Annotated in this window: 5 protein-coding genes; 2 read left to right on the top strand and 3 right to left on the bottom strand. The window is 73.4% G+C overall.

Annotation, left to right across the window (positions count from 1 at the left end):
• Nucleotides 1-145: 145 nt before the first annotated feature.
• From rfbB to ACIBBD_RS05005, 3 genes are read right to left on the bottom strand one after another with little or no spacing between them, the layout of a single operon-like run.
• A complete protein-coding gene (gene rfbB / locus ACIBBD_RS05015) occupies nucleotides 146-1,126 on the bottom strand; it encodes a dTDP-glucose 4,6-dehydratase (protein ID WP_399418135.1) in 981 nt (326 codons plus the stop codon).
• Nucleotides 1,120-2,106, bottom strand: a complete 987-nt coding sequence (locus ACIBBD_RS05010; RefSeq protein WP_399418134.1) for an aldo/keto reductase — start codon at nucleotides 2,104-2,106, stop codon at nucleotides 1,120-1,122. Before ACIBBD_RS05010 ends, rfbB begins: the two co-directional genes overlap by 7 nt.
• 29 nt (nucleotides 2,107-2,135) lie before the next feature.
• On the bottom strand, nucleotides 2,136-3,638 hold the full coding sequence (locus tag ACIBBD_RS05005) for an NDP-hexose 2,3-dehydratase family protein (RefSeq protein ID WP_399417884.1): 1,503 nt from the start codon (nucleotides 3,636-3,638) through the stop codon (nucleotides 2,136-2,138).
• Between the two features lie 246 nt (nucleotides 3,639-3,884).
• Here ACIBBD_RS05005 and ACIBBD_RS05000 point away from each other — a divergent pair, with 246 nt between their 5' ends.
• Nucleotides 3,885-5,060 carry a DegT/DnrJ/EryC1/StrS family aminotransferase gene (locus tag ACIBBD_RS05000; protein WP_399417883.1) on the top strand — a complete coding sequence of 392 codons (1,176 nt, stop codon included), beginning with the start codon at nucleotides 3,885-3,887 and terminating at the stop codon, nucleotides 5,058-5,060.
• Nucleotides 5,061-5,156: 96 nt separating this feature from the next.
• Nucleotides 5,157-16,142 carry an SDR family NAD(P)-dependent oxidoreductase gene (locus ACIBBD_RS04995; protein WP_399417882.1) on the top strand — a complete coding sequence of 3,662 codons (10,986 nt, stop codon included), beginning with the start codon at nucleotides 5,157-5,159 and terminating at the stop codon, nucleotides 16,140-16,142.

Genomic DNA, 16,142 nt, shown 5'->3' with positions numbered 1-16,142 from the left:
CGCGCCCCCCCCCGCCCCCCCCCCCCCCCCCCCCCCCCCCCCCCCCCCCCCCCCCCCCCCCCCCCCCCCCCCCGCGCGCGGCCGCCCCCCCCCCCCCCCCCCCCCCCCCCCCCCCCCCCCCCCGCCCGCCACCCGTCCGGCAGGCTCAGGCCTGCGGCAGGCTGTCGCGCAGCGGCTTCCACCAGGCCGGGTTGTCGACGTACCACCGCACCGTCGCGGCCAGGCCGTCCTCGAAGCGGGTCGCCGGGCGGAAGCCCAACGCCCGCAGCCTGCCGTCGTCCAGGGAGTACCGCCGGTCGTGGCCCTTGCGGTCCGGCACCCGCCGCACCATCTCCCAGCCCGCGTCCAGGGCCCGCAGCAGCAGTCCGGTCAGCTCCAGGTTGGTCAGTTCCGTCGCACCCGAGATGTGGTACACCTCGCCCGGCGCGCCCCGCTCGGCCACGAGCTGGATGCCCCGGCAGTGGTCGTCCACGTGGATCCAGTCCCGCACGTTCAGCCCGTCCCCGTACAGCGGCACCGGACACCGCTCCAGCAGACGGGTCACGAACAGCGGGATCACCTTCTCCGGGAACTGGTAGGGACCGTAGTTGTTGCCGCACCGGGTGACCCGCACATCCAGCCCGTGGGTGCGCGCGTACGACAGCGCCAGCACGTCCCCGCCGGCCTTGGCCGCCGCGTACGGCGAGTTGGGCGACAGCGGCGCCTCCTCCGTCCACGAACCCGTCTCGATCGAGCCGTACACCTCGTCCGTCGACACGTGCACCAGCCGCGCCCCCGCCTCCAGACACGCCGCGGCCAGCCGGTGCGTGCCCACCACGTTGGTCAGCGCGAACACGTCCGCCGCCGTGATCGACCGGTCCACATGGGTCTCGGCGGCGAAGTTGACCACCACGTCGTGACCCGGTACCAGCGACGCCAGCAGCTCGCTGTCGCAGATGTCCCCCTGCACGAAGGCGTAACCGCCCGCCACCGGCTCGAGGTTCGCCAGGTTCCCCGAGTACGCCAGCTTGTCCAGGACCGTCACCTCGGCACCCGCCCACGCCGGGAAGCCCCCGGTGAGCAGGGTCCGCACATAGTGCGAGCCGATGAACCCGGCCCCTCCCGTCACCAGCACCCGCGTCACCACGCCCACGCCTCCGGTCCGGGGCCGCCGTTGCCCAGCGGCGGGAACAGCTCCTCCAGCGCGGCCACCAGACCCTCGTCCAGCCGCAGGTCGAGCGCCCGCCGGGCGCCGTCCAACTGCGCGACGGTGCGGGGGCCGACCACCACCGAGGTCACCCCCGGCCGGTTCAGCACCCAGGCCAGCCCGACCTCCGCCGGATCCAGTCCCGCCTCCGCACACAGCTTCTCGTAGCCCGTCACCGCGTCCCGGTGCTGCTCCAGCGCCACCACGGCCCGGCCCTGCGCCGTCTTCACCGCGGTGCCGTCGGCCAGCTTGCGCAGCGCTCCGCCCAGCAGCCCGCCGTGCAGCGGCGACCAGACCAGCACCCCGACCCCGTACGCCTGCGCGGCCGGCACCAGCTCCAGTTCCACGTACCGGGTCACCAGGTTGTACACGCACTGCTCGGAGACGATGCCCAGGAAGTGCCGCCGGTTCGCCGCCTCCTGCGCCGCCGCCAGATGCCAGCCCGCGAAGTTGGACGACCCCACGTAACGGATCTTGCCCTGCTGGACCAGCACCTCCATGGCCTGCCACACCTCCTCCCAGGAGGCCGCACGGTCCACGTGGTGCATCTGGTACAGGTCGATCCAGTCCGTCCCCAGCCGCCGCAGCGAGTCCTCGCACGCGGCGATGATGTGCCGGGCCGACAGCCCCCGGTCGTTGGGCAGGTCGCTCATCGGGTTGAACACCTTCGTGCCCAGCACCACCCGCTCGCGCCGTCCGCCGCCCAGGGCGAACCACGCGCCGATCAGTTCCTCGGTGAACCCCTTGTGCCGCTGCCAGCCGTACTGGTCGGCGGTGTCGAAGAAGTTGACACCGCGCTCCAGCGCCTCGTCCATCAGCGCGAACGCCTCGTCACGCGTGGTCCGCACGCCCAGGTTGAGCGTGCCCAGGCACAGCCGGCTCACCTCCAGCGCCGTCCGCCCCAGCCGCGTGTACGCCATGGCGTCCCCGCCCCTGTCACCCGTTGCGGTCATCCTGCCGAGACCTCCTCGCCCGCGCCGGTCGTCCTGCTGCCACCGGTCAGACTGTGCAGGCAGGCGATCAGACTGCGGGCCTCGATGTTGACGTAGTGACCGTGCCGGAGCAGCCCGGCGAGCTGGTGCAGGGCCACCCAGCGGAACGTCTCGTCCTCGATGCGGTGGTCGCCGTGCCAGTCGACGATCAGATAGCGGTTGACGGCGTGGTGGAACCGTCCCCCCTCCTCCGACAGCCGGCTGTCGAAACGGACGCGCTCCGCCGGTGCGCCCACCACCTCGTCCAGGAAACGCAGATGCGGCGGCCTCGCCTCCAGCGGGTAGTTCGACGGCACGCACTGCACCGTCGGCGCCAGCTCCACCCTGTCGACCAGGCCCGGCTGCGTACGGGCGTTGACCAGGGCGTGCACCACCCCTCCCAACTCGGCGACCAGGAACGCCACCACGCCCTGCGCGACCGGCTCGATCAGCGGCTGCGTCCACCGCCGCACCTCGCGGCCCGCGGCCCGCACATCCACCCCGATCACCCGGAAGAACCGCCCGTCCTCGTGGGCCACGGACTCCTCGGTGCGCTTCCAGCCCCGCACCTCGTCCAACGGCACCCGCCGCACCGACAGCCCGCTCCCCGCCCGCAGGCCGGCCAGCCAGCTCAGGATCTCCCCGGCGGTGTGCAAGGCACCCGTCCCGTCGGCGCAGGACCGCAGCAGCGCCGCCTGCGGCCCGCCGCCGACCGGCGGCACCGCCGTCGCGTCGGCCCCGCCGAACGGCAGACAGGCGAGCACCGACCGGGAGTCCATGTTGATCACGTCGTCCTCGGCCAGCAGCCGGTGGATCTGCCCCAGCGTGAGCCACCGGAAGTTCTCCCGGACCTCGATGTCGTCCGCCACCTCCACCACGATGTTTCGGTTCCGCTTCCGGGAGAACCACGATCCCTGCTCCGACTGGAGCGAGTCCGCCAGCACACGGTGCCGGTCCGCCCGCTGGAAGAACTCCAGGTACGGCACCGCGCCGCCCCGGTGCACACGCGTGTAGTTGCTGCGGGTCGCCTGCACGGTGGGCGACAGCTGCACCCCGTTGTGGTTGCCCGGCTCGTTCTTGGCCTGCATCAGGAAGTGCAGCACCCCGCCGAACTCCTTGGCGACCAGGCCCAGGACACCGATCTCCGATTGCCGGATGACCGGCTGGTCCCAGCCCGGGACGCCACCCTCCGCGTCCTCGGCCGCCAGCCCCTCCACCGAGAAGAACCGGCCCGAATCGTGCACGAGGTTGCCCGTGCCCGGCTCGCTGCGCCACCCGGACAGCTCGGCCAGCGGAATCCTGCGCACCTCGGCGACGTCCTCGCGCACCCGCCCCGCGTACCAGTCCCAGAACTCCCGGTCGCCCGTGGCCACGCCCTCCACCGCGAGCGCCGACTCGGCTATCCGGGCGGCGGTGCGCACCGCGCTCTCACGGTCGGGCGGTCTCAACGGCGGCGCCACCGCGGGAAATACATGGGCCATGGGAGATCCCCTTCGGTCGTGCCTTTCCCATTCGCCGGGGAGCCTAATAATGGGAAGACGGCACTGGGAATGCTCCAGAACCCCGGGAAATACCGCACCCGTCCACGGTCAGCGTGTTCCGGCGAGAAATAGGGGTGCTCTCCGGCCGCCGTGTGATCGGCCACCGCGACGGCGGCACAGCATAGGGGGTGGCCCGGAAGGGGTAGGGGTTAACACCGTGCGATCCCGCTCTTTACGCTCCCCTCCGTGTCCCGACTTCCCGTATTCCGCGAACCGCTGCATGTCGGCCGCCCCAATATCGGAGACCGTGAACAACTCCGGGAAAAAATCGACGACGCGCTGAACCGCCGGTGGCTGAGCAGCGGCCCGCTGGTGCGCGAACTCGAGAAGAGGGTCGCCGCGCTGGCCGGCACCGCCCACTGCGTGGCGACCTGCAACGCGACCGTCGCCCTCCAGCTCGCGGCCCGCGCCACCGGTGTCCGGCCCGGTGCCGAGGTGATCGTCCCGGCCTTCACCTGGGTGGCCACCCCGCACGCGCTCGACTGGATCGGCCTCACGCCCGTCTTCTGCGACATCGACGAGGAGAGCGCCGGCATCGACCCGGCGCACGCCGAGAAGCTCGTCGGGCCCGCGACCGGCGCCATCCTCGGCGTGCACGCCTTCGGCCGGCCCTGCCCGATCGACGAACTGACCGACCTCGCCGACCGGCACCGGCTGCCCCTGCTGTTCGACGCCGCCCACGGCCTCGGCTCCACCCACCACGGGCGCCCGATCGGCGCCTTCGGCAGCGCCGAGGTCTTCTCCTTCCACGCCACCAAGTTCATCAACAGCTTCGAGGGCGGCGCCCTGGTCACCGACGACCCGGAGGTCGCCCGACGCGCCCGCGCCATGAGCAACTTCGGCATCGGCGACGACCGCGAGGTGGTCTCCGCCGGCACCAACGCCAAGATGAGCGAGGGCAGCGCGGCCATGGGGCTGGTCTCCCTGGAACGCATCGACACCCTGATCGACCACAACACCCGCAACCACCGGCGCTACGAGCACGGCCTCGCCGGTCTGCCCGGCGTCTCGGTGCGGCAGCAGGCGCCGGGGGAGCGCGCCAACCACCAGTACGTGGTCATCGAGGTCGACCAGGCCCGGGCCGGTGTCCACGCGGACCGCGTGCACGCCGTGCTGGAACGCCACAACGTGCTCTCCCGCCGTTACTTCCACCCCAGCTGTCACCAACTCGCCCCCTACAGCGACCGGCCCGAGGTCCACGCCCCCCTGCCGCTGCCGCGGTCCGAGGCACTGGCCGAGCGGGTCCTGGCGCTGCCGACCGGCGAAGTCATCGGCGAGGAGGAGATCGACGGCATCTGCCGCATCGTCCGCTGGGCCGTCGAGACCGGCGGTGCGGACGACGGCCCGAGCACGACGGACTGAGACGACGGGAACGCCGGCTGCCGGAGGCGGCCGTGCCACGACGGGCCGGGTCCGCGACGCCTGGCCCCTCCATGTACCGAGTAGGCAGGTGTGCGGATGTCGAACGAAGAGAAGCTTCTCGATTACCTCAAGCGGACCACGGCCGATCTCCGCGAGGCTCGTCGGCGTCTGCAGGAAACCGAACAGGCGGAGCGCGAGCCCCTCGCCGTCGTCGGCATGAGCTGCCGGCTGCCCGGCGGGGTCACCAGCCCCGACGAGCTGTGGGAACTCGTCGCCGAGGGCCGGGACGGCATCACCCCGTTCCCGCGCGAGCGCGGCTGGGACCTCGACGGCCTGTACGACCCCGATCCCGACAAGCCCGGCAAGAGCTACGTGCGGGACGGAGGATTCCTCGACCGCGCCGCCGAGTTCGACGCGGGCTTCTTCGGCATCAGCCCGCGCGAGGCCCTGGCCATGGACCCGCAACAGCGGCTGCTGCTGGAGACCGCCTGGGAGGCACTCGAAGGAGCCGGCATCGACCCGGCGACCCTGCGGGGCAGCCGCACCGGGGTCTTCGGCGGCGTCATGTACTGCGACTACGGCTCCGGTCAGGCCGCCGTCCCCAAGGACCTGGAGGCGTACCTCGCGGCGGGCAGCGTCGCCAGCATCGTCTCCGGCCGCGTCTCCTACACCCTGGGCCTGGAGGGCCCGGCCGTCTCGGTCGACACCGCCTGCTCCTCCTCCCTGGTCAGCCTGCATCTCGCGGGCCAGGCACTACGACGCGACGAGTGCTCCCTCGCCCTCGTCGGCGGCGTGACCGTGATGACCCAGCCCAACATGTTCGTGGAGTACAGCCGTCAGCGCGCCCTCTCCCCGGACGGCCGCTGCAAGGCGTTCTCGGCGGCCGCCGACGGAACGGGCTGGTCGGAGGGTGTGGGGGTGCTGGTGCTTGAGCGTCTGTCGGACGCCCAGCGCAACGGGCACCGGGTGCTCGCGGTGGTGCGGGGCTCGGCCGTCAACCAGGACGGCGCCTCCAGCGGTTTCACCGCGCCGAACGGTCCGTCGCAGCAGCGGGTGATCCGGCAGGCGCTGGCCTCCGCCGGACTGACGGCGGCGGATGTGGACGCGGTGGAGGCGCACGGTACGGGGACGGTGTTGGGTGACCCGATCGAGGCGCAGGCGTTGCTGGCCACCTATGGCCAGGAGCGGCCGGGTGATGGCGAGGGTGGGGGTGCGGGTGCGGGTGTGCCGTTGTGGCTGGGGTCGCTGAAGTCGAACATCGGGCACGCTCAGGCGGCGGCGGGTGTCGCCGGAATCATCAAGATGGTGATGGCGATGCGGCACGGGGTCCTGCCCCGGACCCTGCACGTCGACGAGCCGTCGCCGCACGTGGACTGGTCGGCGGGAGCGGTGGAGCTGCTGACGGAGGCGCGGCCGTGGGAGCGCAACGGGCGCCCGCGCCGGGCGGGGGTGTCGTCCTTCGGTATCAGTGGCACCAACGCCCACGTGATCCTTGAGGAACCGCCCGTGGGCCCGGTGGCGGAGGAGGAGCGGGAGCAGCCGCCTTCCGTTCCGTTGCCGGTGGTGCCGTGGGTGCTGTCCGGGCGCGGTGAGGCCGCGTTGCGGGCACAGGCGGAGCGGCTGGCCGTGCACGTGGCGGAGCGGGACGAGCTGTCGCCGTTGGATGTGGGGTTCTCGCTGGCCGTGACACGGTCGGTGTTCGAGCACCGGGCGGTGGTGGTGGGTTCCGACAGGGAGGAACTGCTGCGGGGGCTGGCCGCTGTGGCCTCCGGTGAGCGGTCCGGCGGGACGCCGGTGCAGGGGAAGACGGCGTTCGTCTTCTCCGGACAGGGGAGCCAGCGGGCGGGGATGGGGCGGGAGTTGTACGACACCTTCCCGGTTTTCGCCCGTGCGCTGGACGAGGCGGTCGAGGCGCTCGGTCTGCCTCTGAAAGAGGTGATGTGGGACGACGACGGACGGCTGGACCGTACGGGGTTCACGCAGCCGGCCTTGTTCGCCTACGAAGTGGCCCTGTTCCGGTTGCTGGAGTCGTGGGGTGTGCGCCCGGATGTGGTCGCCGGTCACTCGATCGGTGAGCTGGCCGCCGCCCACGTGGCCGGTGTGCTGTCGCTGACGGACGCGGCGACCCTGGTCGCGGCCCGGGCGCGGTTGATGGACGCGCTGCCGTCCGGCGGGGCCATGATCGCCGTACAGGCCACGGAGGAAGAGGTACGGCACCACCTCGCCGGCCGTGAGGAGGTGGCGGTCGCCGCCGTCAACGGCCCGCGCTCGGTGGTGATCTCGGGCGAGGAGAGCGCTGTGGCGGAGGTCGCGGCAGCGTTCGAGCGCACGACCCGTCTGAAGGTCTCCCACGCCTTCCACTCCCCGCTGATGGACCCGATGCTGGCGGAGTTCGGTGAGGTGGCGGCCGGGCTGACCTATCACGAACCCCGGATCCCCGTGGTGTCGAACGTGACCGGCCGCCTCGCCGACCCCGCCGACCTGCGCGACCCCGACTACTGGGTGCGCCACGTCCGCGACACCGTCCGCTTCCACGACGGCATCACCGCGCTGGAAGAACACGGCACACGCACCCTCATCGAGATCGGACCGCAGGCCGTGCTGGCCGGACTCGGCGCCACCGACGCAGCGGAGTTCATCGCCGCCCAACGACGCGACCGCCCCGAGACCGGTCAACTTCTCACCGCCCTCGGCGACCTGCACACCCGAGGTGCCACCGTCGACTGGCATGCGGTCTTCACCGGGCGCGGTGCCCGCACCGTCGACCTGCCCACCTACCCCTTCCAGCGTGAACGTTTCTGGCTGGATGCCGTGGCCTCCGGGGGTGACCCCTCCGGTCTGGGGCAGCGCCCCGCGCAGCACCCGTTGCTGGGTGCCGTGCTGCCGCTCCCCGGCAGCGACGGTGTGGTGCTGACCGGCCGTCTCTCCCTCACCACCCACCCCTGGCTGGCCGACCACGCGGTTCTGGGCACCACACTCCTGCCGGGGACCGCCTTCGTGGAACTCGCGCTGCACGCCGGCGACCAGATCGGCTGCCCGGTCCTGGACGAACTGACCATTCAGGCACCGCTCGTCCTCCCCGAGCACGAGGGCGTGGCCGTACAGGTCGTCGTGGAGGGACCGGACGATTCCGGCAGCCGCCGGCTGCTCATCCACTCCCGGCCGGAGTCCGCGCCGGTGGACCAGCCATGGGCGCGCAACGCCACCGGCGTGCTCGCTCCCGGCGCCCCCACCGAGGCCACGGCCCGAGCCGACCTGCGGGTCTGGCCCCCGGAAGGTGCTGTTCCGCTGCCCGCGGACGGTTTCTACGACCGTCTCACCGCACGCGGCTTCGGCTACGGACCGGTCTTCCAGGGCCTGCGCGCGGCCTGGCGGCGTGACGGAGAACTGTTCGCCGAAGTGGCCCTCCCCGACAGCGCCCTGGACGACGCGGCCGCCTTCGGTCTGCACCCGGCGCTGCTCGACGCCGCCCTGCACGTCAGCATCCTGGAGGAGCAGGAGGGCGAGGAGAGCCCGTCGATCCCGTTCTCGTGGACCGGCGTCCGGCTCCACGCCACCGGGGCCGCCCTGCTGCGGGTGCGGGTCTCCGCGGACGGCGGCTCCGTCACGGTCGCCGACGCCCAGGGGGCTCCCGTGGCTGACGTACGGAACATCACCGCCCGCCCCGTCTCGGCGGACCGGCTCGGTGGTGGCACGGGCGAGGAACGCGAGGGGCTGTACCGGGTGGAGTGGCTGCCGGTGCCCGGACCGGTCACCGGGGTGACGTCCTGGGCGTCGCTGGGACCGGACCCTCTCGGTGCCGGCCCCGACGTTCCCGCCTACCCGGACGTGGCCGCGCTCGTCGCCGCCGTCGCCGAGGGCGCTCCGCTCCCCGAGGCCGTCGTCCACTGCGTCCACCACCTCGGCGACTCGGCCGAGTCCACCCCGTACCCGCCCGACCGGATGCGCTCCTTCACCCGGCGCGTCCTGCCCGTGCTCCAGGAGTGGCAGGCCCATGACGTCCTCGCCGCCACCCGCCTGGTCGTCGTCACCAGAGGCGCGGTCGGCGCGGGCCCCGGCGCGACCGACGTCGCCGACCTGGCGCAGGCCCCCGTCTGGGGTCTGGTGCGGGCCGCCGCCGAGGAGATGCCCGGCCGCTTCGGCCTCGTCGACCTCGACCCCGCCGCGGGCGGGGAGGAACCCGACCCGGCCGTCCTGGCCGAGGCGCTCGGCAGCCACGAAGGCGAACTCGCCCTGCGCGACGGCCGTCCGCTGATGCCCCGCCTCACCGCCACCGAGCCCGGCGCGGATGCTTCGCCGGACGCCCCCTGGGACCCCGCCGGAACGGTGCTGATCACCGGCGGCACCGGCGGCCTGGGATCCCTGGTCGCCCGTCATCTGGTCACCGAGCACGGTGTGCGTCACCTGCTGCTGACCAGCCGCAGCGGCATGGCCGCGGACGGCGCGGCGGAACTCGTGGCGGAGCTGGCCGAGTCGGGCGCCGAGGTTCGTGTCGAGTCGTGTGACGTCGCCGACTCGGACGCCCTGGCCGCCCTGCTCGCCGCCATCCCCGCCGACCGCCCCCTCAGGGGCGTCGTCCACACGGCCGGCATCGCCGAGGGCGGCCTCGTCACCACCCTCACCCCGGCCTCCATGGAACGCGTCATGCGTCCCAAGGCCGACGCCGCCTGGAACCTGCACCTCCTGACCCGGGACCTGGATCTGACGGCGTTCGTCGTGTTCTCCTCGTCCGGCGGCCTCATCCTGGCGGCGGGACAGGGCGACTACGCGGCCGCCAACGTCTTCCTCGACGCCCTCGCCCAGCACCGCCGCGCGAACGGCCTGCCCGCCACCTCCCTCGCGTACGCCACCTGGGACCCGCCGGTCGGACTCACCGCGCAGCTCACCGACGTGGACCTCAACCGCATCCGCTCCCTGGGCGTCCCCGCGATCAAGACCCACCAGGCGTTCGCCCTGTTCGACCAGGCCCTCACCACCGAGCACCACCTGCTGGCCCCGCTCGTCCTCAACACGGCCGTCCTGCACACCCGGCGCCGTGGCGCCTGGATCGGCGGCGGCACCGAACTACCGCCCCTGCTGCGTCCGGCCACGCGTGCCGCGCACCGCCCGGCACGTCCGACGGCGGGTGCCCTCACGACGACGGGACCGGACACGCCCGGCGTCGGAGGTCTCGCCGGGCAGTTGGCGGGACTCCCCGAGGACCGGGCCCGCCGCACCCTGCTCGACCTGGTCCGCAGCCACGCCGCCTGGGTGCTCGGTCACTCCTCACCCGACCCGATCGATCCCGACCGGGCCTTCCTGGAGCTCGGCTACGACTCGCTGACCGCGCTGGAGCTGCGCAACCGGCTGAAGATCGTCAGCGGGGTGCCGCTGCCCACCACCGTCGTCTTCGACTATCCGAGCGCCCGGGCGCTCGCCGATCTGCTGATGGAGGAACTGATCGGCGCCCGTGCGGACACCGCGGCGACCACGGCTGCCACGGCGGCTGCGGCAGCGCAGGGGGCGACGGCCGCCACCGACGATCCGATCGTCATCGTCGGCATGGCCTGCCGTTACCCCGGCGGCGTCACCGGCCCCGAGGGCCTGTGGCGGCTGGTCGCGGAGGGCATCGACGGCATCTCCGAGTTCCCGGCCGACCGCGGCTGGGAGGTCGAACGTCTCTACGACCCCGAACTGTCCCGACCGGACACCAGCTACGTCAGGCACGGCGGCTTCCTGCACGACGCCGCCGGGTTCGACGCGGGCTTCTTCGGCATCAGCCCGCGCGAGGCCCTGGCCATGGACCCGCAGCAGCGGCTGCTGCTGGAGACCGCGTGGGAGGCCCTGGAACACGCGGGCATCCGGCCGACGGGGCTGAAGGGCAGCTCCACCGGTGTCTTCGCCGGCGTGATGTACCACGACTACCTGACCGGCCGCAGCTCCGGCAGCGTCGTGGCCGGCCGCGTCTCCTACACCCTCGGCCTGGAGGGGCCCGCGATGTCGGTGGACACCGCCTGCTCCTCGTCGCTGGTCAGCCTCCACCTGGCGGGCCAGGCGCTGCGCAACGGCGAGTGTTCCCTCGCCCTGGCGGGCGGTGTCGCGGTCATGGCGACCCCCGACAGCTTCGTGGAGTTCAGTCGTCAGCGTGGTCTTTCTCCGGACGGCCGCTGCAAGGCGTTCTCGGCTGCGGCGGACGGTACGGGCTGGTCGGAGGGTGTGGGGGTGCTGGTGCTTGAGCGTCTGTCGGACGCGCGGCGCAACGGGCACCGGGTGCTGGCGGTGGTGCGGGGCTCGGCCGTCAACCAGGACGGCGCCTCCAACGGGCTGACGGCGCCGAACGGTCCGTCGCAGCAGCGGGTGATCCGGCAGGCGCTGGCCTCCGCGGGGCTGGGCGCGGCGGATGTGGACGCGGTGGAGGCGCACGGTACGGGAACGACGCTGGGTGACCCGATCGAGGCGCAGGCGTTGCTGGCCACCTATGGCCAGGAGCGGCCGGGTGACGGCGAGGGTGAGGGTGCGGGTGCGGGCGTGCCGTTGTGGCTGGGGTCGCTGAAGTCGAACATCGGGCACGCTCAGGCGGCGGCGGGTGTCGCCGGAATCATCAAGATGGTGATGGCGATGCGGCACGGGGTCCTGCCCCGGACCCTGCACGTGGACGAACCGTCGCCGCACGTGGACTGGTCGGCGGGAGCGGTGGAGCTGCTGATGGAGGCACGGCCGTGGGAGCGCAACGGGCGCCCGCGCCGGGCCGGTGTCTCGTCCTTCGGCTTCAGCGGCACCAACGCCCACGTCATCCTCGAAGAAGCCCCGGACCCCGGGGAAACCCCCGACGCGGCACAGCCCTCGCACGACGAACAGCCACCGCTCGCTGCGCTGCCGGTGGTGCCGTGGGTGCTGTCCGGGCGCGGTGAGGCCGCGTTGCGGGCGCAGGCGGAGCGGCTGGCCGCGCACGTGGCCGAGCAGGACGAGCTGTCGCCGTTGGATGTGGGGTTCTCGCTGGCCGCGACACGGTCGGTGTTCGAGCACCGGGCCGTGGTGGTGGGCTCCGACAGGGAGGAACTGCTGCGGGGGCTGGCCGCTGTCGCCTCCGGTGAGCGGTCCGGCGGGACGCCGGTGCCGGGGAAGACGGCGTTCGTCTTCTCCGGCCAGGGCAGCCAACGGGAAGGCATGGGGCGGGAGTTCTACGACACCTTCCCGGTCTTCGCCCGCGCGTTGGACGAGGCGGTCGAGGCGCTCGGTCTGCCGTTGCGGGAGGTGATGTGGGAGGACAGCGAGGGCGACAGGCTGGATCGTACGGGGTTCACGCAGCCGGCCCTGTTCGCCTACGAAGTGGCCCTGAACCGGCTGCTGGAGTCGTGGGGAGTGTGCCCCGATGTGGTCGCCGGTCACTCGATCGGTGAGCTGGCCGCCGCCCACGTGACCGGTGTGCTGTCGCTGACGGACGCGGCGACCCTGGTCGCGGCCCGGGCGCGGTTGATGGACGCGCTGCCGTCAGGCGGCGCCATGATCGCCGTACAGGCCACGGAGGAAGAGGTACGGCACCACCTCGCCGGCCGTGACGACGTGGCGGTCGCCGCCGTCAACGGGCCCCGCTCGGTGGTGATCTCCGGAGACGAGGCCGCCGTCACCGAGCTGGCCCGGCACTTCCCGCGCACGACCCGCCTGAAGGTCTCCCACGCCTTCCACTCCCCGCTCATGGACCCCATGCTCGCCGAGTTCGGCAAGGTCGCCGCACAGCTCACCTACCACGAGCCCGTCATCCCGGTCGTGTCGAACGTGACCGGCCGCCTCGCCGACCCCGCCGACCTGCGCGACCCCGACTACTGGGTGCGTCACGTCCGCGACACCGTCCGCTTCGGCGACGGCATCACCGCGCTGGAGGAGCAGGGCGTACGGACCTTCGTGGAGGTCGGTCCGCAGGCGGTGCTCTCCGGGCTGGTCCACGACGCTCTCGCCGACACCCCCGACGCCGAGGTCACCGCGCTCCAGCGCCGCGACCGCCCGGAGACCGGCCAGCTCCTGTCCGCACTCGGTGACTTGCACACCCGGGGCGTCACCGTCGACTGGGAGGCCCTGTTCGAGGGACGCGGTGCCCGGCGGGTCGGCCTGCCCACCTATCCGTTCCAGCACCAGCGTTTCTGGATCAACTCCCTCGATGCGGCGGCGGACGTCTCCGCCGCCGGTCTCGAACCGGCGCAGCACCCGTTGCTGGGCGCCGTGGTGGCGCTGCCCGCCGGTGACGGCGTCACGCTCACCGGCCGGCTCTCCCTGGAGGCCCAGCCCTGGCTGGCCGACCACGCCGTGATGGGCGCCGTACTGCTGCCCGGCACCGCCTTCGTCGAGATGGCCGCCCGCGCGGGGGACGAGGTGGGCTGCCCGGTCGTGGAGGAGCTGACCATCGAGGTGCCGCTGGTCCTCCCGGAGCGCGGTGCGCTGATGGTCCAGGTGACGGTGGCGGAGCCCGACGACTCGGGTCGGCGGCCTGTGGAGGTGCACTCCCGTCCCGAGCACGAGATCGCGGACGCGCTCTGGACCCGGCACGCACGTGGCGTCCTCGCCGACACGGCCGACGCGCCGGCGTCCACCGGGACACCGGGTCCGGAGCCCTGGCCCCCGCAGGACGCGACGCCGCTCCCGCTCACCGGCTTCTACGACGCGCTGGCCGAACACGGGCTCCGCTACGGGCCCGCCTTCCAGGGGCTGCGCGCCGCCTGGCGGCGGGGTGAGGACCTGTTCGCCGAGGTCGTCCTGCCGGACCAGCTCATCGACGGGGGAGCGTACGGCGTGCACCCGGCGCTGCTCGACGCCGCCCTGCACGTCGACCTGACCGGTGTGACCACCGGCCGGAGCACGGCGGACGGCGGGGACGGACCGTCGATCCCCTTCTCGTGGAGCGGGGTCCGTGTCCATGCCGCCGGCGCGTCGGCGCTGCGGGTCCGTCTCACCGGTGACGGCCTGGCCGCCTTCGACTCCACGGGTGCGCCCGTCGTCTCGGTACGGTCCCTGTCGACCCGGTCCCTGCCCGCCGAACCGCACGACCGCGGCACGTCGGCGCGGTCCGGCGACGGCGCTGCCCTCTACCGGGTGGGCTGGGTCCCGGTACCGGAGCCGGAGACGGCCGGTCACGGCTCCGCCCCCACGTGGGTGACGGTGGGCGGGACGGCAGCCGGTGGTGACGGCTTCCCGGACCCGGCCGCCCTGATCGAGGCGGTCGCCGAGGGCCGGGTGCGCACGCCGGACGTCGTCCTGCTTCCCGTCACGGCGGCCGGCCGTCCCCCCGGGACCGGCGCCGGACCAGAGGACGTACCCACAGGTGTCCGCACGGCCGTGCACCACACCCTCACCGGGTTGCGGATCCTGCTCGGCGACGACCGGCTGGCCGGTTCCGTGCTCGCCGTGGTGACGCACCGCGCGGTCGGCACCCACGACGGCGACAGCGCCGGCGGACGCGGCGAGAGGGACGCCGAACGTGATCTGACCGGGCTGGTCCAGGCGGCGGTCTGGGGACTCGTACGCTCCGCGCAGGAGGAGGAACCCGGCCGGGTGGTGCTGCTCGACCAGGAGGCGCCGGACACCCCGCACGCCGTGCTGGCCGCGGCCGCGGTTCGCGGCGAACCGCAACTCGCCCTGCGCGAGGGCGGACTGCGCGTGCCGAGACTGGGACGCGTCGAGGCGGCCGACGACGGGATCACCGATGCCGTGAGCGGCACCGACGGCTGGAATCCCGACGGCACCGTACTCATCACCGGAGGCACGGGCGATCTCGGACGACTCGTCGCCCGTCACCTGGTCACCGGCCACCGGATGCGCAACCTGCTGCTGGTCGGCCGCCGTGGCGCCGACGCCCCCGGCTGCGCCGAACTGGTGGCGGACCTCACCGCTCTCGGCGCCCGGGTCCGGGTCGAGGCCTGCGACACCGGCGACCGCGACGCGCTCGCCGGGCTGCTGGCCACCGTCCCCGCCGACCGGCCCCTGACCGCCGTCGTCCACGCGGCCGGTGTCCTGGACAACGCCCTGATCGGCGCCCTGAGCAGGGAGCAGACCGAAGCCGTCCTGCGGCCCAAGGCGGACACGGCGTGGTACCTGCACGAGCTGACCCGTGACCACGACCTCGGCGGCTTCGTGCTGTTCTCCTCGGCCGCCGGTGTGCTCGGCGCGGCGGGGCAGGGCAACTACGCGGCCGCCAACGCCTTCCTGGACGCCCTGGCCCACCACCGCCGCGGCCTCGGTCTTCCCGGCCGGTCCCTGGCCTGGGGCCCCTGGCACGGCGGTGTGGGCATGACGCGCGGCATGGGCGACGCGGACCGCTCCCGGATGCGCCGCGGCGGAGTCCGTTCCCTGACCGCCGAGGACGGACTGCGGCTCTTCACCGCCGCCCTGGCCGTCGACGAGCCCCTCCTGCTCCCGGTGCGGCTGGACCCGGCCGCGCTGCGGGCCGCCGGACCGGACGTGCAGGCCATCCTGCGCGGGTTGGTGCCCGGCCACGCCCGCCGGCGCACCCGTACCGGCAGCGGTGGTGCCGGCAGCGGTGGTGCCGGTTCGGCGGGCGGGCGCGCGCTGGCCGAGCGCCTCGCGGGGCTGCCCGCCGGCGAACGGGCCCACGTGGTGGGCGAACTGGTGCGCGCGCACGTCGGAGCCGTCCTCGGCCACACCGGAGCGGACGCCATCGACCCCGAGACGACCTTCCAGCACCTCGGCTTCGACTCGCTGGCGGGCATTGAACTCCGCAACCAGCTCAAGGCCGCCACCGGACTCCACCTGTCCGCCGCCGTGGTCTTCGACCACCCCACCCCGGCCGCCCTGGCCCGTCACCTGACCGGGGAACTCGCCGTGGACGAGGCGGCGGCCTCCCGCTCGGTGCTGGCCGACGTCGACCGACTGGAGGCCGCCCTGGCCGACCTGGCCGCACTGTCGCCGGCCGACGGTGACTCCACCCGGATCACCGGCCGCCTGGAGGCCCTCCTCCGCACCTGGCACGACCGTGTCGGCGACCGCGACCGCCTCGGCGACCGTCCGCAGCCGGGCGACCGGCTCGACGACGACCTGGCGGCGGCCACGGACGAGGAACTCTTCCGGGTCCTCGACAGCGAGTTCGGGCTCTGA

Source organism: Streptomyces sp. NPDC051315 (assembly GCF_044455165.1).
Taxonomy (GTDB): Bacteria; Actinomycetota; Actinomycetes; order Streptomycetales; family Streptomycetaceae; genus Streptomyces.
The sequence above is the reverse complement of the archived record's forward strand: the minus strand, read 5'-3'. Positions and strand labels throughout refer to the sequence as shown.